Source organism: Magnetococcales bacterium (assembly GCA_015228935.1).
Classification (GTDB): domain Bacteria; phylum Pseudomonadota; class Magnetococcia; order Magnetococcales; family DC0425bin3; genus HA3dbin3.
Genome location: JADGCO010000001.1, coordinates 222,242 through 244,944, shown reverse-complemented (window position 1 = coordinate 244,944; position 22,703 = coordinate 222,242). Strand labels below are relative to the sequence as shown.

Here is a 22,703-nt window from a genome sequence, read left to right as displayed (position 1 = left end):
CTCTTCTTCGGTCCTGTTGACAAACCGGGAATAATGATCCGCCGCCGTCTCGAATGGCACGGAAAGTGCATGACATGCCAGGTATTCGGCCTCCATGAAAGGATCCTGCATGCCGCTGGCATGACAGAGTCCCGAGCGTTGCAGGCGTTTGGCTTCGCGCCGAATCAAACGGCCCAGGGATAGTGGACGCGACCGGGCAGTTCCGGAAGCAAATTTTTTGACAGGCATGGTGTGTCTCGACCTGAGTGCAAGCCAGAACGTGAGTCCATCAAGGTGAGCAGTATGGGTTCATGAACAGAGACAGGTTGCAAGGAGTTTTTTTTTTGACATCCATTTGAGTCGGGCTTGTTGTGCGACCCGTTTTTGGCTTACTATTTTGTTGGTTTTTTGACAATGTTGGGTTTTTGACAGATTGCCCTCGGCAATCGTGGCTCAAACTGGAGTATCAACAGGACGTTATCGCTGTCAGGAGGAGACGTGTACGGCATTATCGGACAATCGCCGTCCATGCGGCGGCTTTTCAAGCTCATCGAAAGAGTCGCCGCCACCGACGCCACAGTGCTGATTCAAGGAGAGAGCGGCACTGGCAAGGAATTGATCTCCCGAGCCATTCACGAAGGCTCGCATCGCAAGACGGGTCCCCTGATCCCGGTCAACTGCGGAGCCATTCCGGAGGATCTGCTGGAATCGGAACTGTTCGGCCACGTCAAGGGATCGTTCACCGGCGCAGCCTTTACCCGCAAGGGCCGCTTCGAGGCCGCCAAGGACGGAACCCTCTTCCTGGATGAAATTGGGGACATGAGTCCCAAACTGCAAGTCAAAATGTTGCGGGTCCTGCAAGAAAAAATCGTGGAACCGGTGGGCGGCGTCACCCCCATTCCGGTCAACGTGCGCGTCATCGCCGCCACCAATAAAAACCTGGAAGAAGAAGTCGCCAACGGCAATTTCCGGGAAGACCTCTTTTACCGCCTCAATGTGGTGCCCCTCCATGTCCCTCCCCTGCGGGAACGCCCGGAAGACATTCTCTTGCTGGTCGATCACTTTGCCGAGCATTTTGCCCGCATCCAGAACCGGACCAAAATCACGTTCAGCCCGGAAATTCAGCAAATGTTTCTCGGTTATGTCTGGAAGGGCAACGTGCGGGAAATGCAAAACCTGATGGAACGGTTGACCGTCTTGTGTGATGGCGAGGTCCAGGTGGAGGATCTTCCCATACGCATGCAGGATCAGGAGATTGATACCGATGACGACCACCCCATTCCTGCCTCGGCCTTTGCCATATCCCACAACGAAGGACAGGAAGAAGGTGGAACCGATTTCAACCGGGAAGTTGAAACCTACGAAAACCAGCTCATTCTCAATGCCCTGGAACGCACCGGCTGGAACAAGAACAAGGCCGCCCGCCTCCTCAACCTCAACCGTACCACCCTGGTGGAAAAAATCAAGAAGAAGGGCCTTGAACGCTTGGAAAAAAAATAGGACCGGCATCCTCCTGATCCTGGTCTTTCTGCTGATCGGCTGCCTGCCGCGCACCGCCCACGCCACCATGACCCTCAGCGTGGAGGAAAATGGTCGGCGGGATGTTTTTTCGTTCCCCCTGCGTGCCGGCTTGAAAGAACCGTCACTGAAACTGCTTGACCCGAAAACCCTGCGAATCACCATTCCCGGCCTCCGTACCCTCCCCTACGACACGAAAAAAATGGCCCAGTCGGTTTTCGTCGAAGGAATCAAGGTCGAAGAGACTCGTGACGACGAAATGGGACTCTACCTGACCCTTCTTTTGAAGGAACCACTCCTGGAGTTTCATGGCCGCATCGTGGGGCAGCCTGCCAATCGATCCGAAACAGCCGCACCGCAACCGCCGATCTACCGCCTCGGCATCGAGCGACCTGTCAGCCCGGTTCCCACCGGGCCGGTCTCCATTCTGGGCGGACGCATCCTCCCGGGTCGGGACGGAACCCTGGCCATTTTTTCCGTCACCGGTCCGGTCACGGTCAATCCCAGCATCGATTACGGTGCCGGTATTCTGAAACTGGTATGGGCCGGGGCCTCCGAAGCCCCCAGTTGGCATCCCCCGGCACCCAGCGGCCTGATCGAAAGAGTCCTCGACTACCCCTTTGCCAAACATGTGGAAATGGAGTTGTCGCTGCATAAAAACGCCGGGCAGGCCTTTTTCTATGCCGAACCCCAGGCCGGACTCTTCGTGGTGGAAATACGGGAAAAAGCCTCCAGTGGTCGCGAGGCAAGCGCCATCAAATCGGGTGACGAAGCCAAACAGGTCGTCATCCCCACCCGCGAAGCCGAAGCCCAAAAACTGTTCACCACCCGCATGGAAGCCCTGGCCAAAGGCAAGGTTCTGCCCCTGAATCGCCTGGCCGACCCGGTTTTCGAGAATCCCCCCGCCAAAGTCATTCTGGCCAAGACCCCGGTTGACGAGGCCTATTTTTTCGACAAGGCCAGGGAGTATGAACGGCAACGAAATTTTCCCCAGGCCAGGGCCTATCTGACCAGCCTTCTGGAGGTTTTTCCCCAATCACCGAACCAGGAAGTCGTCCGTCTGTACAAACTCTCCCTGGCCGACCATCTCGACCGGCAACCCGGCGTCATCCTGGATGAAATCGAATCGATCCTGGCACGTCATCCCAACACGAAACACTACGCCAAACTGCGTCTGCAACAGTTGATCGCCTTCAATGACGCCGAGCAGTATCAAAACGCTGCAGCGATCATGTTCGACCCCAACCTGCCCAAAAACGCCCCCGAAGTCCTCCTGGAACGCGGTCGTACCTACATGGAAATCGAGCGTTGGGAAGATGCCGAGAAAACGTTGCGCCTGGCGTTGACCATGGAACCATCCAGCGAACAGAACAAGGCAGACGCCTATTTTCTCCTGGCCCGCCTCGCCTCCAGACAGGCCCATGACGACCAGGCCGCTGCCATCCTGGATACCCTGGCACCGGAATATGCCGCCCTCCTGGCCAACCGGCCCGGCACCCTCCAGGAGATGGCCGACATCTATTTCAACAGCGGGCGCTTTCCCCAGGCGTACAACATGTACATCCGTTTCCTGGACAACTATCCCAGGGATGCCTCCCGTGCCCCATGGGCCTTGCTGCGCATCGGCGACATCAACCGCAGAATGGGCAAGATCAAGGAATCGGAACAAACCTTCCAGCGCCTGGCCCTGCAATTTCCCAAATCCCAGGCCATGTATTGGCAGCGCATCTACAAGATTCGCATGGATGAAAAACGTCCCCTGGAAGAACGTTTGAAAGACCTCGACACCATCATTGCCGAAAAACCCCTGCCCGGCGCACTGACCGAGGCCGAATTTTCCCAGGCCCTGCTCCTCGGCGAAGCCAAACGCTTCCCGGAAGCCATGGCCAAACTCAACCACCTGTTGGTTCTCTCCTCGCGGGGCACCATCATCAAACGCGCCAACCTTCTCAAGAAAAATATACTGGAAACCGGCATGTCCGAGGCCCTGGAATCCGGACGCCCCGAGCAGGCCGCCGCCCTGGCGGAAACCTATGGCTCCGACTGGCGCAACAAACCCGATTTTGACCGGGCGCGTGTTCTTCTGGCCGAGGCCCTGCTGCGCATCGGCATTCCCGAACGGGTCCCTCCCCTGTTGGCCGACAACAAACTCCCGGAGGCCGCCGAATTTACCCAACTTCTCGTTTCCATGAAGCAATCATCGGAAATGTCCGCTACCTCCGAAGCCGATGGCAGTGCCCTCAGAAAAATCAGCCCGCCAGCCGCCCGGGTGGTTCTGGCCGAGGCAGGGCGTCTCGCCAAGAAGGAACAGTGGAACGACATCATGAATCTCCTGGAAAATCTCCCGGAATCTGTCTTCAACCCCGACGAAAAACAGCGCCGACTCCGGCTGCTGGCCATGGCTGCCACAGCCCGTGGCCGCTTCCCCCAGGCGGTCAGCACCCTGGAAAAACTCCTGTTCGAAAAACCCTTGCAGGATGGCCGCGATTATTATTGGTACGCCACCATTCTCCAGGATTGGCAGGGCGACGATAAATCCCTCCCCGCTTTCAAGCGTGTTGCCGCCGAATCCACCAACAAGGAAGTTCAGGCATTGGCGCACATGCGGATTGGAGATATCCTCCAGAGAAAGGGAGATTTGCCCGCTTCGCAAAAAGCCTTCCAGGAAGCCTCCCGCCTGGATCCGGAAAGTTCCTGGGCGCGTGTCGCCCGTGAAAATGCCCAGCACCTCAAAATGGTCCAGAGTTTGGCGGTGGAATAGGACACCATGACTGAAATCAAGGATATTCTGCTGATTGGTCGGGACAACCGCGAGTGGTCAGCCGTGACCGCCCAGGTGCGTCAGGCCGGATTCAATCCCGTCTCCGTTCTCTCCGTGGCCGATGCCAAGGCCCATCTCTCCCAACGGCATCCCACCAGTCTCATCATCCTGGCGGTCGAAACCCTGAATGACCCCCTCGAAGGGGTCCGGGAACTGACCTTCCTCTTCCGGGGCATGCCCATCCTGGTGGCCGCCGTCAAAGGCAACGTCAACGAGGCCCAAAATGCCATCGCCGTCGGTGCCGCCGATTATCTCCTGCTCCCCATCGATGATGTCACCTTCCAGGAGACCCTGCACCGTTTCGCCAATCAATATTTCGATCCCGAACTCGGGCGCGGGCGGCGCATGATCTCCGCCGACCCCAGCATGAAAAAGCTCCTCAACCAGGTGCGCCGGGTCGCCCCTTCCAAGGCAACGGTCCTCATCCAGGGTGAAAGCGGCACCGGCAAGGAGCTGATCGCCCGCTATGTCCATCAGGTTTCAGATCGCCACAAAGAACCGTTCGTCGCCATCAACTGCGCTGCCTTGCCGGAAAATCTCTTGGAATCCGAGCTGTTCGGTCACATCAAAGGGGCCTTCACCGGTGCCCTCACCGACCGGAAGGGAAAATTCCAGCAGGCCCATGGCGGCACCATCCTCCTGGATGAAATTTCGGAAATGTCGCTCAACCTGCAAGCCAAACTGTTGCGCGTCCTCCAGGAAGGAGAGGTGGATCCCGTCGGCAGCCGCGGTACCATCAAAATCGATGTCCGGGTCATCGCCTCCACCAACCGGGACCTCAAGGCCTGGTCGGCCCAACAAAAATTTCGGGAGGACCTGTTCTATCGCCTGAATGTCTTCCCCATTCTGATGCCGACCCTGCGGGAACGAAAAACCGATATTCCCCTCCTCGCCGAACATTTCCGGCAACGCTTCATTGCCGAGCTGGGACGCAACGAAATCGCTTTCTCCCGTGAAGCCATCAGTGTGTTGCAGGCCTATCACTGGCCGGGCAACGTCCGGGAGCTGGAAAACATCATCCAGCGTGCCCTGCTGGTTGCCGAAGGCAGGGAGATCATGCCGTCCGATCTGATGATCGAGCCGACCATCACCGAAGAGGCCAGGGTTGCCCCGGCAGATAACGAGGACGGACATATTCACCTCCCTGTCGGCACCACTGTCCGCGAGATGGAAGAGTTTCTGATCCGGCGCACCCTGAACGAAGTGGCCGGCAACCGTACCCGTGCCGCCGAACTGCTGGGTATCTCCATCCGCACCTTGCGCAACAAGCTCAATGAATATGCAGCCCGTCTGCCCGAGTGATGCCGGTTGCGACCCTGGTTACCGTTCCCGTTCCTGGCATCCTGCATGGATCATTTTGGGTTTGTTTTTGTTTTTGGTCGGCTGCTCCAGGAGTGGCGCTCCAGAAGTGGATCCGGAAATTTACGCCCGGGACACCTTTCTGGAGACCCTGCAACGCCTGTTCATGCCCAAAACCTATTGGTCCAGGCGCATCGAACAATTGGAGCGTGCCGTGTCCGAGGCCCGCACGGTCTTTCAACAACACCATGCCGCCTATCGCCAGCTCCTGATCACCCGCCGCCAACTGGCCATGGCCAGTGGCCATCCAACCGGCACCAACCAGCTCCGACAAGCAACCGGACGCGATCCCCAATCCGACCCCAGACCGGCAGGTCCCGGCATTCTCCAACAAGAAGCCAGACGTGATCCCAGATCCGACCCCAGACCGGCAGGTCCCGGCATTCCCCAACAAGAAGCCAGACGTGATCCCAGATCCGACCCCAGACCGGCAAGTCCCGGCATTCCCCAACAAGAAACCAGACGCGATCTCAAAACCGACCCCGGACGAAGCACCAGCCGCAAAAGTACTCATGCCTGGGTCCAGGCAATTCAAACCACCCGCGACGACCTGGAACGCCTCCGCCGGGAAAGCCGAATCGCCGGCCAGGACCTGCAACAAAAAACCCTCTGGCTGAAACAGGCCGAACAGGCCTTGAATCACGCCTCGTGGTAGATCTTCATGAAATTCCATTGAATTTCAAGTTGCCGTCACTGTTGGGTTGAGCGGCAGCATTCAGGGTGCAGGTTGATCCTTGCCGGCCAGGACGAATGGTGCCCAAAAGTAGGGATGCCGCCAGCGGGGATGGTCGATGAAGGCGTGCTGCGTGGTCTGCAAAGCCTCCTGTGGTGGGGTGCCGCGAAGAACATGGTCGTAGAATGCCTGCATGAAAGCCATGGTGGCATCGTCGCTGATGCTCCAGAGGGTGGAGAGGACGGCTTTGGCACCGGCTTCCTGAAAGGCGCGTTGCAAACCATAGACCCCTTCACCATTGCGTACATCGCCGATGCCGGTCTGACAGGCCGACAGCACCACCAGATCGGTACCGGCCAGGTTCAGGTTGACGGCTTCCCCGGCAGTCAGGATTCCATCGGTCCCGTCGCTTTGCCTGATCCCCTGCACACCGGCATTGGCCCCGGCAAATGCCAGACCGGCACGGTTCATGGGATCGGCGACCACCAGCATGGCATCCTTGGCGGCAGAAGTGGTGGCCAACGCCTGGGCGGCTGGCGGCGTGGCATCCTTGGCGGCAGAAGTGGTGGCCAACGCCTGGGCGGCTGGCGGCGTGGCTGCCTGGGGGTCGAACCGTGTCATACTGCGCTGGGTTGTGGGCATGGGTGTCGTCGGTACCTCCGTGGGATGTACCAGGGTATCGAGAAAAAAGCCATGGGTCGCCAGGTGCAGAATCCGGGGTGCCGCCAGCAGGTTGACCGCCTGTTCGCTGGCTGCGGTACCAGTCAGCAACATGGGTGGCGTCTGCTGTTGACGCAGCCGTTCGGACAACGCACGCCCCTCCTTCAAAGTACCGGGCAGATAATCGAAATAAATGTCGGAAAGACGAATGCCACCGGTGCGCGTGCCACGTGTGCCATTTTCTGCCGGCTCCGGCAGGCCGGCAAAATAATCCGGTGCCGCCACCACGACCGGGGCGGTACTTGTACCGGTCAGGGGGGGCAGAACCAGATCCCGCACCGAGGAAAGGGTGACAAGCCGGGTGGTGGTCCCCACATACCGTCCCTGTGCGTCCATGAGTGCCTTGAAAGGCAACAGATGCAAGGCCCCATCCGGTACCAGATAGACTTTTCGCTTGTCCGCCAACAAGGGTGCCAGGGGTTGCCAAAGCACAACATGCAGTGCCTTGGCCAGGGTATCCATGGTCCTGCCGGCAGCGGCCTGTTCCATGGTTTCCCGATAGGTTTTGATCAACGTGGCAATCGGCTCCAACGGACCAATGGTGACCAAACGCATGTTGGGCGTGGCCTGCGGATCGGTCACGATGGCCATGACCTGCCATCTCCTATAACCAGCCAGCGGCAGTTCGACTTCGTGGAACACCAGAAAATCGACCAGGACTTCACCAGGCTGTAACGCCGTAACAACCTGTTCCGGTTCGACATGGTGCCGGTTGCGTCCCAGGATCTGTACCTCCTTGCCCAATTCGGCTTCGAGATTGTCGATCTCCTGTTGCAGGTGCGTCAGCCGTGTCTTGTCCGTCATGCCGCTGAACTGCCATTGCGCCACGGTTTTTTTCCTGCTCGCCAGGGTCTGTGCCTTTTCACGCAGAGCCGGCTGCGCGGCACTGCGGGTGACGGCATTGACCTCTGCGGCCACGCGCAGCAACAACCCCTTGCGATGCAGGGAGTAGAGCATCGCTTCGCGGGCCATGGACGCATCCGCCAACCGGGAGAGTACCGTCAAATACAGATCGGTCTGAGACTGGTCATGACGCAGATAAGCCTGCCGGGTTTTTTCGCTGCTGCCCCAAAGAACCCGTTCCAACCATGCATCGGTACTCCGCATGTTGCGTGTCATCCAGGTCATGGCCTGACGGGGCTGCTTCCGCAGCAGCTCCAGGGTGGCCAAGTTGCCGAGAATGCCCGCCACAACCGGATGATCCGTGCCCCACTGTCGTTCCAGAATCTCCAGGGCACGGTGCAACAAGGGTTCCGCCTTGGCCAGATATTCAGGCGTGGCACTGGTGATGAACCATGACTGATACAATCCCGCCAGATTGTTCAAGCTGATGGCCACATCTGGATGCTGCAGACCCAGAAGGTGTTCCCGGATCGCCAGGGCACGTTGCAACAGGGGTTCCGCTGCACCATGTCGTCCCTTCCCGACCTGCATGCTGCCCAGATTGTCCAGACTGATGGCAACATCGAGATGTTGTGGCCCCAGACGCTTTTCGCGGCTCGTCAACACTCGTTTCTGCAAGGCAATTGCCACATCGGTCAAACCTTGCGCATCCAACCAGGCGGACATGTTGCTCTGCATGGAGAGTACGCTCTCATGTTCCGGCCCGAACACGCGCTCCTGGATGGCCAGGGCGCGTTCCAGGAGGGGAATCGCCTGTTCCAGACGACCTTGCGTTTGATACAGGGAGGCCAGATTGCTCAACGTGACAGCCACATTGGGGTGATCTCCTTCCCGCTGCTCCCGGATCCTCAGGGCGCGTTTATAAAGGGGTTCCGCCTGCTCGTAGCGACTCAGCGTCTTGTTCAGGTGCGCGAGATTGTTCAGGGCCAGCGCCACGTCGGGATGCTCCGGTCCCAGTTGTTTTTCCTTGATGGCCAGGGAACGGGCGTACAGGGGTTCCGCCTCTTCGTACCGCCCTTGTTTCTCATACCATGAGGCCAGATTGTTCAAACCAGTGGCCACGTCGGGATGGTCCGGACCCAGGCGTTTTTCCCAGATGGCAAGCGCACGGAGCCGCAACGCTTCCACCTGATCCAATTTGCCTTGCGCCTCGTCAATCCTGGTCAGGTTGTTCAGGCTGATCGCCACATCGGGATGATCCGGTCCGAGCGTGCGTTCCTGGATCTCCAGGGCACGTTTGTACAGAGGTTCCGCTTCAGCATGGCGACCTTGCGCTGCATACAATGCTCCCAGATTGCTCAGGGTCGCTGCCACGTCGGAATGTTCGGATCCGAGTTTCTGTTCCCGAATCGCCAGGGCGCGTCGGTACAATGGCTCCGCCTCCCCGGGTTGGCCATGATCGTTATAGAGCGCTGCCAGATTGTGCAACACCCGCGCCACGCCGAGACTCTCCGGACCCTCTGTTTTCTCATAAATTTCCAGAGCGCGCTTGAACAGCGGTTCCGCCTTGGCGAACTGCCTTTGCTCCCTGTACATCGCCGCCATGTTGTTCAGGACCAGCCCGAGCTTCACATGTTGTGGACCGTGGATTTTCTCCAGGTTGGCCAGGTTGCGGCTGTACAGGGCCTCCGCCTTGGCATGTTTGCCCTGCCTGTCGTAAACAACCGCCAGGTTGTTCAGGATGGTGGTCAGGTCAAGCAGGTCAGCCTGGGTGGATGCCACACTTTTTTCACGTATGGCCAGGGCACGTTCCAGCACGGAAACGGCCTTGGCATACTCATACTGTTTGACATGTCCGACTCCCAATATACCGAGCGGATCGGCCAGGGCCGCATGCTCCGGGCCATGCACCTGTTCCAGAATGGCCACGACACGTTCAAACAAGGGGCCGGCCTGGGCATGCCGGTTTTGGACAAAATAGGTAAAACCCAGATTTTGCAAAACGTTGGCCACATCGGGATGGTTTGGACCGTGCCGCTTCTCAAGAATGGCCAGGGCACGTTGCAATGACGCTTCGGCCTGCGCATGCTGCCGCAGCGCAATGTATGTCACACCCAGGTGACTCAGGCCTTGGGCCAACCGCAGGTCGTCCGGACCGTATTTCTGCTCGATGAGGACATTGAACCGCTCGGTGGCATGTTGGGCTTCCGCATACCGTTGCAATCGATACAGCGCCACGCTCAGCGCCATCAGCTTGCGGGCCAGGATTATGCTATCCTTGCCATACTGTTTTTCCTCCAGCGCCAGTACACGTTGCAGCAATGTTACAGCCTCGTCATAACGGTTGTATTTGCTATAAAATTCCGCCAATTCCTCAAGCTGACCGGCCAGAATCGCACGATCCTGGCCAAAAATTTTTTCATCGACTGCCAAGGCACGCTTGAACAATGGCTCCGCCAGATCTGGCTGATTGCGGGCGTTGTACAGTTGCGCCAATTCACGCATGGCGTGTGTGCTGCTGTTTTTGCCAGAACGTTCCTGGATCGCCAACACACGTTGGTAGAGTGGTTCCGCCTCCTCCGGGTGGACTTGTTTGACAAGGACCCGCGCCAATCCGAACAATGTGTCGGCCACATCGGCATGCTCCGGTCCCAGGGTTTGTTCCCGGATGGTCAGGAGACGTTTGTAGTATGCTTCCGCCACTGGCCAATGCTCCTGCTGTGTCGCCAGTTCGGCCAGGTTTTGCAGGACACGGGCAAGGCTGTGCCGCCTGACAAAACCATCCTTGTCCAGAATGGCCAACGCCCTCTTGTACAACGCCTCCGCCTTGATGTACTGCGTTCGCTCCATGCGATACACATCCGCCAAATCATGCAAGGCAGGGACGATTCTGGGGTGGTCAGGGCCATGCTGCTTTTCCCGGATGCGCAACGCCTGTTCGTACAGGGCAGCGGCCTGGGTTTCCTTATGGTTCTGCCGATAAAAACCGGCCACAGCGACCAGGATCCCGTACACCCTGGGATCCTCGGGACCAAAAGCCTGTTCCTCGATTCGCAGGGCACGGGTAAAGAACGGTTCCGCCTTGTCATAGGCAAAGCGTGCAACATGATACCTGGCCAGATGCAGCAGGCTGGTGACGATGCCCGGGTGTGAGGAGCCATGGGCGGCTTCCGCCACACTCAGGGCACGCTGATAGGTCTGTTCCGCTTCGTCAGCACGATGACTCGTATCATAGCCTGCCGCCAGGGCTTGCAGGGTTGTGACCACTTCGGGATGGTTGGCCCCCAGGTCACGCTCCTGCCGCTCCAGCAGATTCCGATAGATCTGTTCCGCCTGTTGGAACTCATAGTTGGCGAGTGCCAACCGTGCCAGATCATGCCAACGCTGCACGACCTGTGGATGATGAACCCCGAGCAACCTTTCCTGGATCGTCACGGCACGCTGATAGAGGGGGATCGCTGCGGTCGAATGGTTTTGCTTGTCGAGCATCCGGGCCAGGTTGGACAGGGTCGCTGCGACATGGACATGTTGGGCACCCAGGGCTTTTTCAAACAGGGTCAGGACGCGCCTGTAGAGGTCTTCCGCCTGGGCGTACTGGAGTTGTTGCCCGTGGAGCCATGCCATCTGATCCAGCAGAAAGATCACATCGGGATGCTCCGGACCCAGGGCCTGTTCGAACCTGGCCAGGGTCGTCGTGGCAAGCTGCATGGCTTCCTGCCGAGCTGCCGCATATTGCGCAGCATCCATGGGTTTGTCGTCCCGCAGCAGTTGGGCAATCTCCTGCCGTTTCTGGCGCATCTCCTCCCGCAACGCCCGTTGTGGGGCCATGGCGGCGAAGGCCTGGCGCATCCAGGCCAGTTCGCGGGCAACCTGCTCTGGCTGCCAGCCGTTTTTGCCGAACAGGACAAAATCGCCTGCCGGACCCTCCTGGAACTCCTGGTCCGAGCGCAGAAGCGGTATGGTTTTTTCGTAGTATGTGCGTGCCGTCGCCGCATCGCCCAGCAACAGACAGGCATGGCCCAGATTGACCGTCAGCGCCATCTCCCAGGGGTCCAGGGCATGTCCGCGCTGCAACACCTCGCGAGCCTCTGCCCATTGCCGGGTCAGAATCAGATACCATCCCAATGAATTCAGAGCGGAGATGTTGTCTGGAGCCAGCACCACGGCCTGCCGGGCATCTGCCAGTGCCTCCTGAAGGCGATCCTGTTGTGACCAGCACTGTGCCCGTTGCAGGTAGGCTTCGCTGTGTTGGGAATTTCTGGCAATAGCCTGGGTCAGGAGGGTAATGGCACGGGAACAATCCCGTTGCTGCATGGCCTGATTGCCTTGTTCCAGCAACTCTTCAAGAGTGGGTTGTGTCGCAAACGGTGCCGTTTCTTCGGCCTGCACGCGGTGACCGCCCGCCCATGTACCCAGACAAACAATCCCGATGATCAGGATCAATATATTCATTCTAGATCATTCTCGACCGTGGGCGATTCCAGATTGTTGTCGGCAAAGTGGAGGGCATCTTCCATCCAGCCACCGGCCATGAGTCGTGCCAAATCCTGCTGTTCCAGGGCAGTGCGTATATCCGGTATATCGAGAACCGGAATGATCTTGCCCTCCTGGATCTCCGGGTGCCGGTAGACGAGAGAAGCATGTTTCAGAGATTCTGGGGAGAGCAAATGCAACAGTTGGGGTGAATGTGTCGTCATCACGACTTGTTTGTCATGTAAAACGGCCAGCCGTTCGATCATATCGAGCAGCAAATGCAGGCGGGTGGGGTGGATACCGTTATCCAGCTCTTCAAAAAAGTGGACCTTGGCCATATCCGGCCCCATCAGGGAGGCCAGCACACCCAAAAAGCGTAATGTGCCATCCGAGGCACTGTAGGCAGAAATCTGTCGCCCTCCAGCTTCCACCAGGGTCAATTGAATTTTTCCCTCCTGATTGCCCGTAAAAAGAAAATCGGTCACTTCCATGGGAATCAATTCCCGAATCCAGGCCAACAGGGCTTCCCGGGTATCGGGTTGGCTGCAAAGATGTTGCAAAACCGACGACAGATTTTCTCCTTTGTCACCGAGGATCAATTGTCCCGGGATAGAGGGACGCCGCAGGGCTTCCGGGTCAAAATCCAAAAAACGGATGGAGCGGAGATCGTGCAGAACAGAATTACAAATTTGTTGAACCTCTATTGGAACACCAATCAGTTCGGGAATCTGACTTAACAAAGGCCGATTCCGAGGAAAATTTATTTGTTTTTTTTCAATCTCATGTTCAGAATTATAAAATAAAACCTGTGCCTGTATCTGATTTTGCCAATTAAAACCTAGAGAGTCATCTTTATCGATACCATTGATTGTATTAAATATACTAATAAATTGGTTTGCATCATTACGTATTGAAATATTCTCTCTTATAATCATGGGCGATCCCAAATTCCTTTTATGGCCTATATAAACAGCAATATTATAATAAAGATATTGGAAAAATACAGTTAAATGAAAATAATCTTCTCCCCCAAGACAAGCTTCTCGTATTCCTCCACGTATACCACGCCACTCCAGATATCCACCCTGGCCCCACTTTTCACCAAGGATTTCTACCAAAGAGTATCCACGACCCACACCGTGAAGAAACCGCATGGCATCACGAATATTGCTCTTTCCGGAAGCATTCGTACCCAATAATACTGTTACAGGACCAAATATTAATTCCGCATCGCGAAAATTTTTAAAATTTTTCACATATAATCTATTAAGCATCACCAAACCTCCGCGCAAAATACAAACGCTGCAAAAAAATCATTCGTAATTTATAATTGCTTACACACCATCTGGATGGTAACATGCAAGGATATCATCATCAACCGGTTTCAAGATTGGGTTGGCCAGCATGAAGGTCATGGGCTTTGCCGCCGCAAGCGGTACCGGAAAAACCACCCTGATGGCGGGTGTCATTGCCGCCTTGCACGCCAAGGGGTTGCGGGTGGCCGCCCTGAAACACGGGCACCACGCGACCGACCCGGACATTCCCGGCAAGGATACACACCGCTTTCGACAGGCCGGCGCTGCGAGCGTGCTTTTTGCAGGGCCTGACCTGTGGTTCATGATCCAGGAACCACGCGGTACGCCACCAACCCTGGAGGAGTACCTTGCCCGCTTGACCGGACACGACCTGGTCCTGATCGAGGGGTATATGGATCACGCCCACCCCAAAATTGCCCTTTATCGCTCTGGGGCAGATAAAAAATTTTCGGATCGACCCCTGCGGCAGGTGGTGGCTATCGCCTGTGACATCCCACCGCCCGGCGTTTCTGCGGAAATGCCCCTTCTGCCCCTGGATGATCCAGAACGGGTGGCCTGTTTCATTCTGGATTATTTTGATCTGGACCGTTCTCCATGTTCATCCGTCTGATGAGCATCATATTTGGATGGGCAACTTTTTTGGGGGCGCTGCCCCCAAACCCCCGCTGAGGGGGCAGGCGGAGCCTCCCCCTCAGACTCCCCCAACCACTTTTAGTACTTTTCATTATTAACCAATTCCTGCAAAGGCCCCTCTGCTGTCACCTGCCCGGCTGCCATGCACACCAGCCACTCTGCCAATTGCATGACCTCCTCCCTGTGGTGAGTAACGTAAAAGATGGGCAACGACCATTGTTGCTGAATATGCCGTAACATGGTCAAAATGCGATGTTTGCTTTCGGTATCCAGGGAAGCCAGGGGTTCGTCCATGAGCAGCAACCGGGGCGAGGCAAGCAGGGCACGTCCCAGGGCCACCCTCTGCCGCTCGCCACCGGACAAGGTCTCTGGCCGACGCTCCAGCAACATGGCCAAATCCAGAGTCGCAACCACCGCGTCCAGTTGTATCCGCCGTTCGGCGGGCCGGGTGCGCTGCCAGCCATAAAGCAGATTTTTTTTCACGCTCAGATGCGAAAAAAGCCGGGGGCGCTGGAACACCAGGCCAATCCGCCGTTGATGCGGGGGAATGTTGATTCTTCGGGCATCATCCTGCCAGATGTGTTCCTGCCAGCCAAACAGGCCCTGCCCCCCTTTTTCCAGACCGGCCATCCAGTGCAAGAGGGTGGTTTTGCCGGCCCCGGACGGACCGGTTATGGCAACCACCCCCTGAGCCGGAATGACCAACGCCACATCGAGACAAAAATGACGCCTTGGCAGGTGACAGCGAATGGCAAACGACCCGCTCATGCCGCCTCCGGATCGGCAGGACGATTGATGACATAGATCAACAACAGAAAAATGAAGGAGGTGACGAGCAACAGGGCAGAGAGGAGATGGGCCTGAAGATAGGCCATGTTTTCGACATGTTCGTAAATCACGATGGAGAGAACCTGCGTGCGACCGGGAATATTGCCGCCCACCATCAGCACCACCCCGAATTCACCGAGGGTATGGGCAAAGCCCAGGACTGCCGCCGTCAGGTATCCGCGACGCGCCATGGGGATGGCCACGCTGCGAAACGCATCCCAGGGGGATGCCCCCAGAAGCCAGGCCGCTTCGAGGGGTTGGCGACCCATGTTTTCGAAAGCGCGTTGCAGGGGCTGCACCACAAACGGCAACGAATAGAGAACCGAGGCCAGGACCAGACCGGCCTGACTGAAGGCCAGGGTTTCCCCGGTCACCCCCAGCCAGGTTTTGCCCAACCATCCCTGGGGCGCAAACAGGACCAGCAGGTAAAAACCCAGGACGGTTGGCGGCAGCACCAGAGGCATGGCCACCAGGGCCTCCACCAGCACCTTGCACCGGCAACGACCATGGCTCAGCCACCAGGCCAACGGCGTTCCCAAAAGCAGCAGAATCACCACCGTCAGCATGGCCAGACGCAAGGTCAGCCCGATGGCAAGCCAGTCCTGGGGTGTGAGGAGGGAAAAAATCACGGCAGATCGTAACCACCCTGGGCAATCAACGCCCGGGCCGGAGCCGAAACCAGAAATTCCATCAGTTTCCGGGCCGCAGGCTGGGCAGCGCCATTCTTGAGCAGGACCATTTTTTGCGCAATGGGTGGGTAGATGTCACGCGGCAGTTCCCACCAACTGCCCGGCGTTCCCTCCCGGGCCATGGTTTGCACCTGGGACAAGGCCACAAATCCAACCTCGGCGTTGCCGCTGGCGACAAACGCCAATGTCTGCCCCACATCTTCCCCAAAGACCATACGCCCGGAGAGCGTTGACCAGAGATTGGTTTTGCGCAGGGCCTCCCGGGTGGCCCGTCCATAGGGGGCTGTTTCCGGATTGGCCATGGCCAGGCGGCGCAAGGATGTGGTATACGCGGCCAAATCGCCATGACCGGTCAGGCGGGTCGGATCCCGGCTCCACAACACCAGACGCCCCAAGGCATAGACCTGGCCCGCATCCACGGCCAGCCCTGCCCCGAAAAGCCGCTCCGGGCGTTCCGTATCGGCGGCCAGAAAAAGATGAAACGGGGCACCGGCATGAATCTGGGCATACAGCTTGCCCGTGGAGGCATAACTTGTGACGACCTGATGGTCCTGGTCGGTCTGGAAACGCGCCGCCAGGTCCTGAAAAGTGCGCCGAAAATTGGCGGCAACCGCAACCCGCACTTCGTCGGCATGGCCGCCAGTCGGCACAAGAGAAGCCACAATGACTGTTGCGAAAAAAATCCCGCAGAGGACCAGACACCGGAGACGTATCCCCCCATCCCCGGGCAAAGGCACCCGGTATTGCCCACCGGTAACTCTGGAAAAATTCATCCGGCACCGCATACCGGACACTCCGGAAGACGCACACCCTGCACCTGGTGAAAGATGCCTTCCAGCAGGTTGATCAGGAGGGTTGCGCCGACCCGGCTGGAACCCACACCGAGCAAAACCTTCAGGGCTTCGGTTGCCTGCAAGGATCCCACCACCCCCACCAGGGAACCGATGACGCCCGCCGTGGCACAGGTCGGGTTGGCTGTTGCTGTCGGCGGTTCGGGATAGAGACAACGGTAACAGGGAGAAGTCGGATCGAGTCCCGAACGCAGGAGGGTCACCTGTCCCTCGAAACCCAAAACCGCACCGGTCACCAGGGGGCGCCGGGCGGCATGACAGACAGCATTGAGCAAATAGCGCGTGGAAAAATTGTCACAACAATCCACAATGACATCGTGCGCCGCAATCAGGGTGGCGGCATTGTCGTCATCGACCCAGCCATCCACGGTTTCGACCCGAATGTCTGGATTGAGTACCCGGATTGCCGTGGCCGCCGAGGTGACCTTGGCCTGGCCGAGCCGATCCATGCCGTGGATGATTTGCCGGCCCAGGTTGGAAAGCTCTACCCGGTCGCCATCCACCAGCGTCAAACGTCCCACCCCGGAGGCAGCCAGAAACAAGGCCACCGGTCCACCCAACCCCCCGGCACCCACAATCAACACCGACGCCGCCCCAAGACGCCGTTGACCGGCCTCGCCCACCTCGGGCAAAATCATCTGTCGAGAGTAACGCTCTTGCATGCCTCCATGCTAACCGATTCATCAGGTGTTGCAAGGGACCATGGCAGGATGCCGATTCCCGACAAGGGGGAAAAATTTTGCCAATAGGAGACCGGTCATGAATTGGCGTGATCATATTGCCACCAATCCAAACGTTTGCCACGGCCAAGCCTGCATTCGTGGAACCCGGATTCCGGTTTCCGTAGTCCTCGACAACTTGGCCGCCAACCTGTCGCATCATGAGATCATGCAAAGCTACCCATCCCTTACCAAAGAAGCCATTTGTGCTGCAACAGCCTATGCAGCGGACCTTGCCAGGGAAAGGATTATCGATTTCAAACAAAAGGTTGTAGCATGAGATTCAAGGTTGACGAAAATCTTCCTTCAGAAGTAACCATCCTGCTTCAACATGCAGGTCACGATGCATTGAGCATTCTGGACCAAAACATGGGTGGATCTGATGATGGCAAAATATTTCCTGTCAGGTGCAGACAGCAAGACAGAATACAGGACAAACTTTGTTCAGGATGGGTTCATCCCATGGGAGACAAAAATGAAAACCTGCATCGCAGAAAACGAGAAAACCACGACCACCAAACATGATTTACCAATGATGCAACCTGTTGATCAACAATTTAAAATAAACAGGATAGCTGCTATTAAGGCATTGAAAGAATTCCGAACCAATCACACCCTGGGCCAATTTTCTTTGAAATCGTTGATTGAAGACGGCAGGGATTGACTGTGACTTCTGGTTTCGTGCTGGACAATTCAGTCTCTATTGCCTGGTGTTTCAACGATCAGGGGGGAGATTATGTCGTTATGGTCCTGGAATCGCTTCTGGACAAAGAAGCCTTTGTTCCAGGTATATGGCCTTTGGAAGTTACCAACGTCATCTCCCGAGCTGAAAAACGCAAAATCATTCAAAAAGCTGATTCCGAAAGGTTTTTCATCCTCTTGAACAATTTACCCATTCGAATCATTCAAGAGTCACCACAAAGAATTTTCAGAAACATTTTGGACATTTCCCGGATTTACGGCCTTTCATCCTACGATGCATCATATCTGGACCTGGCGATACGAGAGGGCCTTCCTTTGGCAACATTGGATGAAAAATTACGTAAAGCGGCCTGTCAGGCAGGAGTCACCATATTTAATATCAATTAAGGTAGCATCTCCTTGCGTTCCACCAAAGCCTGGATGGCTTGTTGCATGGCATCTTCCAGGGTCTGGAATATTTGCCGTGCTGTTTCCCAATCCAAGGTTTCCACATTGCCCTTGAGGCGCATGGCGCTGGTGACCACCCGTATGGCACCGACATTTTCGGCTGTGGTGCGCAGGTGTCGAATCTCCTTTTCGGCCTGGGTGGCATCCTGCTTTTCCAGGTAAACAGCCAAACTTTTCAGACGCTCTGGTGTCTCGGCAATGAATATTGCAACATCCCTGGCCAGGGTTTGCGGATCTGATTCCACCGGTTTGAGAATGGCGGGTTTTTTCGTTGGGTGAGGATTGGCTGGGGGTGGGACACGCCGGTTGGTAAACGGTTCTATGGCCTGAAGCAGCTCCCTGGCGCGATAGGGCTTGCGCAGAAAGCCATTCATGCCGATGTCCAGACAGGCTTTTTCATCGCCGGAGGAGGTCCTCGCCGTAACCGCCACAATGGGAACGCGAGGATTGCCGACGGTCGCGGTGGTCCCCCGGCGAATCCGTTGTGTCGCCTCGATTCCCCCCATGTTGGGCATGTGCAGATCCATCAAAACCAGATCGAAAAGAGTCTCTTGCATCAGATGCAACGCCTCTTGACCATCAGCGGCCATGGTCACCCGGTGACCGGCCTGTTCAAGAATCATGGTGGCCAGTTTTTGATTGTGGACCTGATCCTCGACCAACAAGAGATGCAGGGGCAGTGTGCTGCGTTGGATTTTGAAAGATTTCCTGGTCGCACTCTCCGGGGTGACAAACGCCCTGCCGGTGGCCTGGTGCAACATCTGCAACATGCGCAGCCTCTGAACCGGTTTTTTGATGGCAAGTGCGTTTTGGAGCCAGTCGATATGTGTCCATGCATCGATGCTCATTTGGGATGGCAGCATGACCACACTCGTGCCACGCCACCCTGGATGGTGGGGCATGGCGGCAAAACTGGTTTCATCCGCAGCGAGCAGACGATGATCAAGCAGCAGCACATCGTAAGGTTGCCGTGCCCTCCCGGCCTGATCGAGCCGCGCCAACAGGTCAACACCATCGACCGCCACATCGACCTCGATCCCCCACCCGGCAAGCATGGACCGGAGAATGGCCCGATTGGTGGCATGGCCATCTCCCAACAACACGCGCAATCCGGTGATGTTGGAGACATCCGGCCTGTCATCCCCCACTCCCGGATCCGGATCGAACTGCACCGTAAAGTGAAACACACTCCCCTTGCCCAGTTCGCTTTCAATCCAGATATTGCCCTGCATCATCTCCACCAGATGCTTGCAGATGCTCAGTCCCAGACCACTGCCGCCATATTTGCGGGTGGTTGATTCATCCACCTGGGTAAAATGATCGAATATGGCCGTCAACTTATCCCCGGGTATACCGATCCCGGTATCGGCCACGGAAAAATGCAACCGGATGCCACTCTGTTTTGGGTCTGAACCAGGTACCGCATCGGCGGGGATCACCCGCAGCACAATTTCACCTTCCTCGGTAAACTTGATGGCATTGTTGACCAGATTGGTGATGACTTGTTGCAGGCGCAGGGGATCCCCGCGCACGGTGGCAGGCAATTCATCCGCCAACTGGAGACAGAACTCCAAACCCTTGGCCTGCACCTGAATGGCCAGCCGCTCACAGACAGCCTCGATTTGTTGACCAATATCGAAGGTGACATTTTCCAATGTCAACCTGCCCGCCTCAATCTTCGAAAGATCCAGGATTTCATTGAGCAGGGAGAGCAGGTTGGCGGAAGCCTGCTGGACAATTTCAAGATTGCGGCGTTGTTCATCCGGGGCCAGTTGTGTCGTCAACACCAGATCGGTCAGACCGATGATGGCATTCATGGGGGTACGAATTTCATGGCTCATGTTGGCCAGAAAGGCACTCTTGGCCCGGTTGGTGGACTCTGCCACATCAAGCGTGTCATGCAGGGAGCGAAACAATTGTTTCCGGTCGGTAATGTCGTGAATGAAAGCTGTATAATGGGGCTTTCCGTCCCAGGGTGTGGCAATGATGCTCAGTTCCAGATCGATGCGTTGTCCATCCTTGCGCAGACCCGGCAGTTCCACTTTTCTTTTGACCGTGTTCCATTCAGGATTCCCGGCAAGCCGCGCCATGGCCTGGCGGTGGGTTTGGCGCAGTTCCGACGGCACGATGAAATCGGCCAGTTCCTTGCCAACGATTTCATGCCTCGCATACCCGAACAAAGCCTCTGCTGCGGGATTGAACTCGGTGACCCGGCCTGAGGCGTCGATGATAATGATCGAGTCCATGGCACTTTCCAGGATCGAACGCAAATGGATTTCACGTTCCCTGAGTCGTTGCTCACGTTGTTTGCGATGACGGATATTCCGGAAAATTCCTTGAATAATTTTCCGATCCCCCAGATCGATCACCCCGGAATGGATCGACACCGGGATGATATCGCCCTGGCCATCGACGATGAACGAATCCTCAACCTTGTACCCGGATTGGACAGCATGATGAAATTGTTCCGCATAATCAACACCGTTCTCTCGTGGATGCAAATCGGACTGGTGCATGCCGACAATTTTTTCCACAGGAATTCCAAGGAGAGTCTCAGCCATTTTATTGGCCTCCTCAATCATGCCGGTTTTGGCATCGGCCACAAAAATGGCGTCCCCGGCCAGTTCCATGAGGCGTCGATATCGGGTTTCTGATTTTTGCAGCATTTTCTGATGCTCATCCCGCTCCTGCACACGCTGAAAACTGCGTCTGGTCAAATGAACGATGATTGCCAAACCGAGAATCCAAAAAAAAGTGTGCGACAGCACCATCATGCGGACAGTCGCTATCTCCCAGTTTTTGTAAATAGCCATGGGAACCGCCACGCTGATCCCACCCCGAATGTCATCCACCTGGTAACCCTGGTGACCGTGACACTGGAGACATCTTTTTTCGACGATCAGGGGGTGCATGAGTCGAAACCGGTACTCTTCCCGACTTGAAACAATCTCCTGGACCTCTCTGTGCCCCTTTCCGAAAGCCTCCAGGGCTGCCTTTTCCCACGGGTCCGGTGCATTGGCCGGATTCAGGGGGTTCAAACTTGTGATCCGTTCACGGATTCCATAATGCCCCGGATTTTCATCCATCAGTTGGCGTAACAGGTAGGCCGGGTTCATCAAAGTCAGCATTTTTCCTGATGGTGTCTGAATATCACGTTCGGGCAGGTGTGCCAGGTATGGATTGGGAGGAGTTCGATCATCCGTGGCCACATAAATCCCTCCATGTTCCGTAGCCCAACGATGCAAGGCCAAATCCTTGTGAAGGGTTGCCTGCCCGACATTGTGAACAATCTCCCTGGTTTGATCCTGCTCCTGCCATATGTTCCAGATCAACAACAGGACAACCAACAGCGACCAACCCAGGACCGGAATCCACAGGGTACGCACGAATGAACCATCGGAAAGAGTTATTGCCATATTTTTCACCTTTAAAAACAATAAATTAAAAAAATAATAACGACCACGTTTGACTGTTTCGCCAAAAGCGACTTTACTGTATAGGGGGTTTTTTCGTAAAAGTCAAACATGTGATATATAAAATATGAAAAATACTAAAAATTCGCTAAGCAAAGCAAAGCAAAGCAAAGCAAAGCAAAGCAAAGCAAAGCAAAGCAAAGCAAAATCATGCATCGATCATATAGACTGATCAAGTTTTTCGAGTAATTTTTATTGGTATTTCTGAACGGAGGGGGGCGTATGAAATGCTTGATTGTCGATGATGTGCTTGAAAACAGACGACTGTTGCACGGTATCCTATCGCCATTTGCTCTTTGTGACATGGCCACGGATGGTGCAGAAGCCATCAAATTTGTCGAAACATCCCTGGACGAAGAAAAACCCTACGACTTGATCTTGTTGGACATCATGATGCCCAATGTGGATGGGCTGGATGCCTTGCTGAAAATTCGTGCCATGGAAAGAGAGTACGGCATGACCGGTCCCCGGGAAGCCGTGATCATCATGGTCACCGCCAATGATTCACCCCTTGCGGCCATCGAAGCATTTTTCAAAGGCTACTGTACCGACTATTTGACCAAACCCATCACCCGTCAGGCCTTGCTGGACAAACTGCATGAATATGGCTTGGTGTTGTGACTTCCGCTTCACTCCTTCAGGACTCGCCGAACATCTGA

17 protein-coding genes are annotated in these 22,703 nt (G+C 56.2%); 9 read left to right on the top strand and 8 right to left on the bottom strand.

What is annotated here, in order from left to right:
- On the bottom strand, positions 1–228 hold a 228-nt coding region (locus tag HQL65_01135; protein MBF0134815.1), incomplete at its 3' end, for a hypothetical protein.
- A 249-nt stretch (positions 229–477) separates the two neighbouring features.
- Here HQL65_01135 and HQL65_01130 point away from each other — a divergent pair.
- The 4 genes from HQL65_01130 to HQL65_01115 are packed head-to-tail and all read left to right on the top strand — an operon-like array spanning position 478 to position 6,332.
- A complete protein-coding gene (locus HQL65_01130) occupies positions 478–1,479 on the top strand; it encodes a sigma-54-dependent Fis family transcriptional regulator (GenBank protein MBF0134814.1) in 1,002 nt (333 codons plus the stop codon).
- Complete coding sequence (locus tag HQL65_01125) at positions 1,457–4,258, top strand: tetratricopeptide repeat protein (protein MBF0134813.1); 2,802 nt, start codon at positions 1,457–1,459, stop codon at positions 4,256–4,258. The genes HQL65_01130 and HQL65_01125 overlap by 23 nt, the downstream gene beginning before the upstream one ends.
- Positions 4,259–4,264: 6 nt before the next feature.
- Positions 4,265–5,620, top strand: coding sequence for a sigma-54-dependent Fis family transcriptional regulator (locus HQL65_01120; GenBank protein MBF0134812.1), 1,356 nt, complete (start codon positions 4,265–4,267; stop codon positions 5,618–5,620).
- The gene (locus HQL65_01115) at positions 5,592–6,332 is read left to right on the top strand and encodes a hypothetical protein (GenBank protein MBF0134811.1); all 741 of its coding nucleotides are present in this window, start codon (positions 5,592–5,594) and stop codon (positions 6,330–6,332) included. The genes HQL65_01120 and HQL65_01115 overlap by 29 nt, the downstream gene beginning before the upstream one ends.
- 60 nt (positions 6,333–6,392) lie before the next feature.
- Here HQL65_01115 and HQL65_01110 read toward each other — a convergent pair whose 3' ends face one another.
- Complete coding sequence (locus tag HQL65_01110; protein ID MBF0134810.1) at positions 6,393–12,365, bottom strand: tetratricopeptide repeat protein; 5,973 nt, start codon at positions 12,363–12,365, stop codon at positions 6,393–6,395.
- The gene (locus HQL65_01105; GenBank protein ID MBF0134809.1) at positions 12,362–13,678 is read right to left on the bottom strand and encodes an AAA family ATPase; all 1,317 of its coding nucleotides are present in this window, start codon (positions 13,676–13,678) and stop codon (positions 12,362–12,364) included. The genes HQL65_01110 and HQL65_01105 overlap by 4 nt, the downstream gene beginning before the upstream one ends.
- A gap of 112 nt (positions 13,679–13,790) precedes the next feature.
- Here HQL65_01105 and mobB point away from each other — a divergent pair, with 112 nt between their 5' ends.
- Positions 13,791–14,312 (top strand): molybdopterin-guanine dinucleotide biosynthesis protein B, encoded by a 522-nt coding sequence (gene mobB / locus HQL65_01100; protein MBF0134808.1) that lies wholly within the window; start codon positions 13,791–13,793, stop codon positions 14,310–14,312.
- 101 nt (positions 14,313–14,413) lie between these two features.
- On the opposite strand, the gene HQL65_01095 is transcribed toward mobB, so the two are convergent.
- From HQL65_01095 to HQL65_01080, 4 genes are all read right to left on the bottom strand, one after another.
- Positions 14,414–15,103 (bottom strand): ATP-binding cassette domain-containing protein, encoded by a 690-nt coding sequence (locus tag HQL65_01095; protein ID MBF0134807.1) that lies wholly within the window; start codon positions 15,101–15,103, stop codon positions 14,414–14,416.
- On the bottom strand, positions 15,100–15,729 hold the full coding sequence (modB, locus tag HQL65_01090) for a molybdate ABC transporter permease subunit (GenBank protein ID MBF0134806.1): 630 nt from the start codon (positions 15,727–15,729) through the stop codon (positions 15,100–15,102). Before modB ends, HQL65_01095 begins: the two co-directional genes overlap by 4 nt.
- A gap of 59 nt (positions 15,730–15,788) precedes the next feature.
- Positions 15,789–16,514: a molybdate ABC transporter substrate-binding protein gene (gene modA, locus HQL65_01085; protein ID MBF0134805.1), complete on the bottom strand. Its 726-nt coding sequence runs from the start codon at positions 16,512–16,514 to the stop codon at positions 15,789–15,791.
- A gap of 107 nt (positions 16,515–16,621) precedes the next feature.
- A complete protein-coding gene (locus HQL65_01080; GenBank protein ID MBF0134804.1) occupies positions 16,622–17,365 on the bottom strand; it encodes a HesA/MoeB/ThiF family protein in 744 nt (247 codons plus the stop codon).
- Positions 17,366–17,462: 97 nt separating this feature from the next.
- Between HQL65_01080 and HQL65_01075 the strand changes: the two genes are divergently transcribed.
- From HQL65_01075 to HQL65_01065, 3 genes are all read left to right on the top strand, one after another.
- Positions 17,463–17,702: a DUF433 domain-containing protein gene (locus HQL65_01075; GenBank protein MBF0134803.1), complete on the top strand. Its 240-nt coding sequence runs from the start codon at positions 17,463–17,465 to the stop codon at positions 17,700–17,702.
- Positions 17,699–17,947 carry a DUF5615 family PIN-like protein gene (locus HQL65_01070; GenBank protein MBF0134802.1) on the top strand — a complete coding sequence of 83 codons (249 nt, stop codon included), beginning with the start codon at positions 17,699–17,701 and terminating at the stop codon, positions 17,945–17,947. Before HQL65_01075 ends, HQL65_01070 begins: the two co-directional genes overlap by 4 nt.
- 141 nt (positions 17,948–18,088) lie before the next feature.
- The gene (locus HQL65_01065) at positions 18,089–18,511 is read left to right on the top strand and encodes a type II toxin-antitoxin system VapC family toxin (protein MBF0134801.1); all 423 of its coding nucleotides are present in this window, start codon (positions 18,089–18,091) and stop codon (positions 18,509–18,511) included.
- Here the strand turns inward: HQL65_01065 and HQL65_01060 are convergent.
- Entirely contained in the window at positions 18,508–21,987 is a 3,480-nt protein-coding gene (locus HQL65_01060) for a PAS domain S-box protein (protein ID MBF0134800.1), read from the bottom strand. The two genes, HQL65_01065 and HQL65_01060, sit on opposite strands and share 4 nt — an antisense overlap.
- Positions 21,988–22,266: 279 nt before the next feature.
- Here HQL65_01060 and HQL65_01055 point away from each other — a divergent pair, with 279 nt between their 5' ends.
- Positions 22,267–22,665 carry a response regulator gene (locus tag HQL65_01055; GenBank protein ID MBF0134799.1) on the top strand — a complete coding sequence of 133 codons (399 nt, stop codon included), beginning with the start codon at positions 22,267–22,269 and terminating at the stop codon, positions 22,663–22,665.
- The last annotated feature ends 38 nt before the right edge of the window (positions 22,666–22,703 follow it).

Coding starts and splice junctions, on each gene's coding strand:
- HQL65_01075 (MBF0134803.1), top strand. CDS start 17,463: ATGAATTGGCGTGATCATATTGCCACCAATCCAAACGTTTGCCACGGC.
- modB (MBF0134806.1), bottom strand. CDS start 15,729: ATGCTGACGGTGGTGATTCTGCTGCTTTTGGGAACGCCGTTGGCCTGG.
- HQL65_01055 (MBF0134799.1), top strand. CDS start 22,267: ATGAAATGCTTGATTGTCGATGATGTGCTTGAAAACAGACGACTGTTG.
- mobB (MBF0134808.1), top strand. CDS start 13,791: ATGAAGGTCATGGGCTTTGCCGCCGCAAGCGGTACCGGAAAAACCACC.
- HQL65_01095 (MBF0134807.1), bottom strand. CDS start 15,103: ATGAGCGGGTCGTTTGCCATTCGCTGTCACCTGCCAAGGCGTCATTTT.
- HQL65_01120 (MBF0134812.1), top strand. CDS start 4,265: ATGACTGAAATCAAGGATATTCTGCTGATTGGTCGGGACAACCGCGAG.
- HQL65_01060 (MBF0134800.1), bottom strand. CDS start 21,987: ATGGCAATAACTCTTTCCGATGGTTCATTCGTGCGTACCCTGTGGATT.
- HQL65_01110 (MBF0134810.1), bottom strand. CDS start 12,365: ATGAATATATTGATCCTGATCATCGGGATTGTTTGTCTGGGTACATGG.
- HQL65_01080 (MBF0134804.1), bottom strand. CDS start 17,365: ATGCAAGAGCGTTACTCTCGACAGATGATTTTGCCCGAGGTGGGCGAG.
- HQL65_01115 (MBF0134811.1), top strand. CDS start 5,592: ATGAATATGCAGCCCGTCTGCCCGAGTGATGCCGGTTGCGACCCTGGT.
- HQL65_01070 (MBF0134802.1), top strand. CDS start 17,699: ATGAGATTCAAGGTTGACGAAAATCTTCCTTCAGAAGTAACCATCCTG.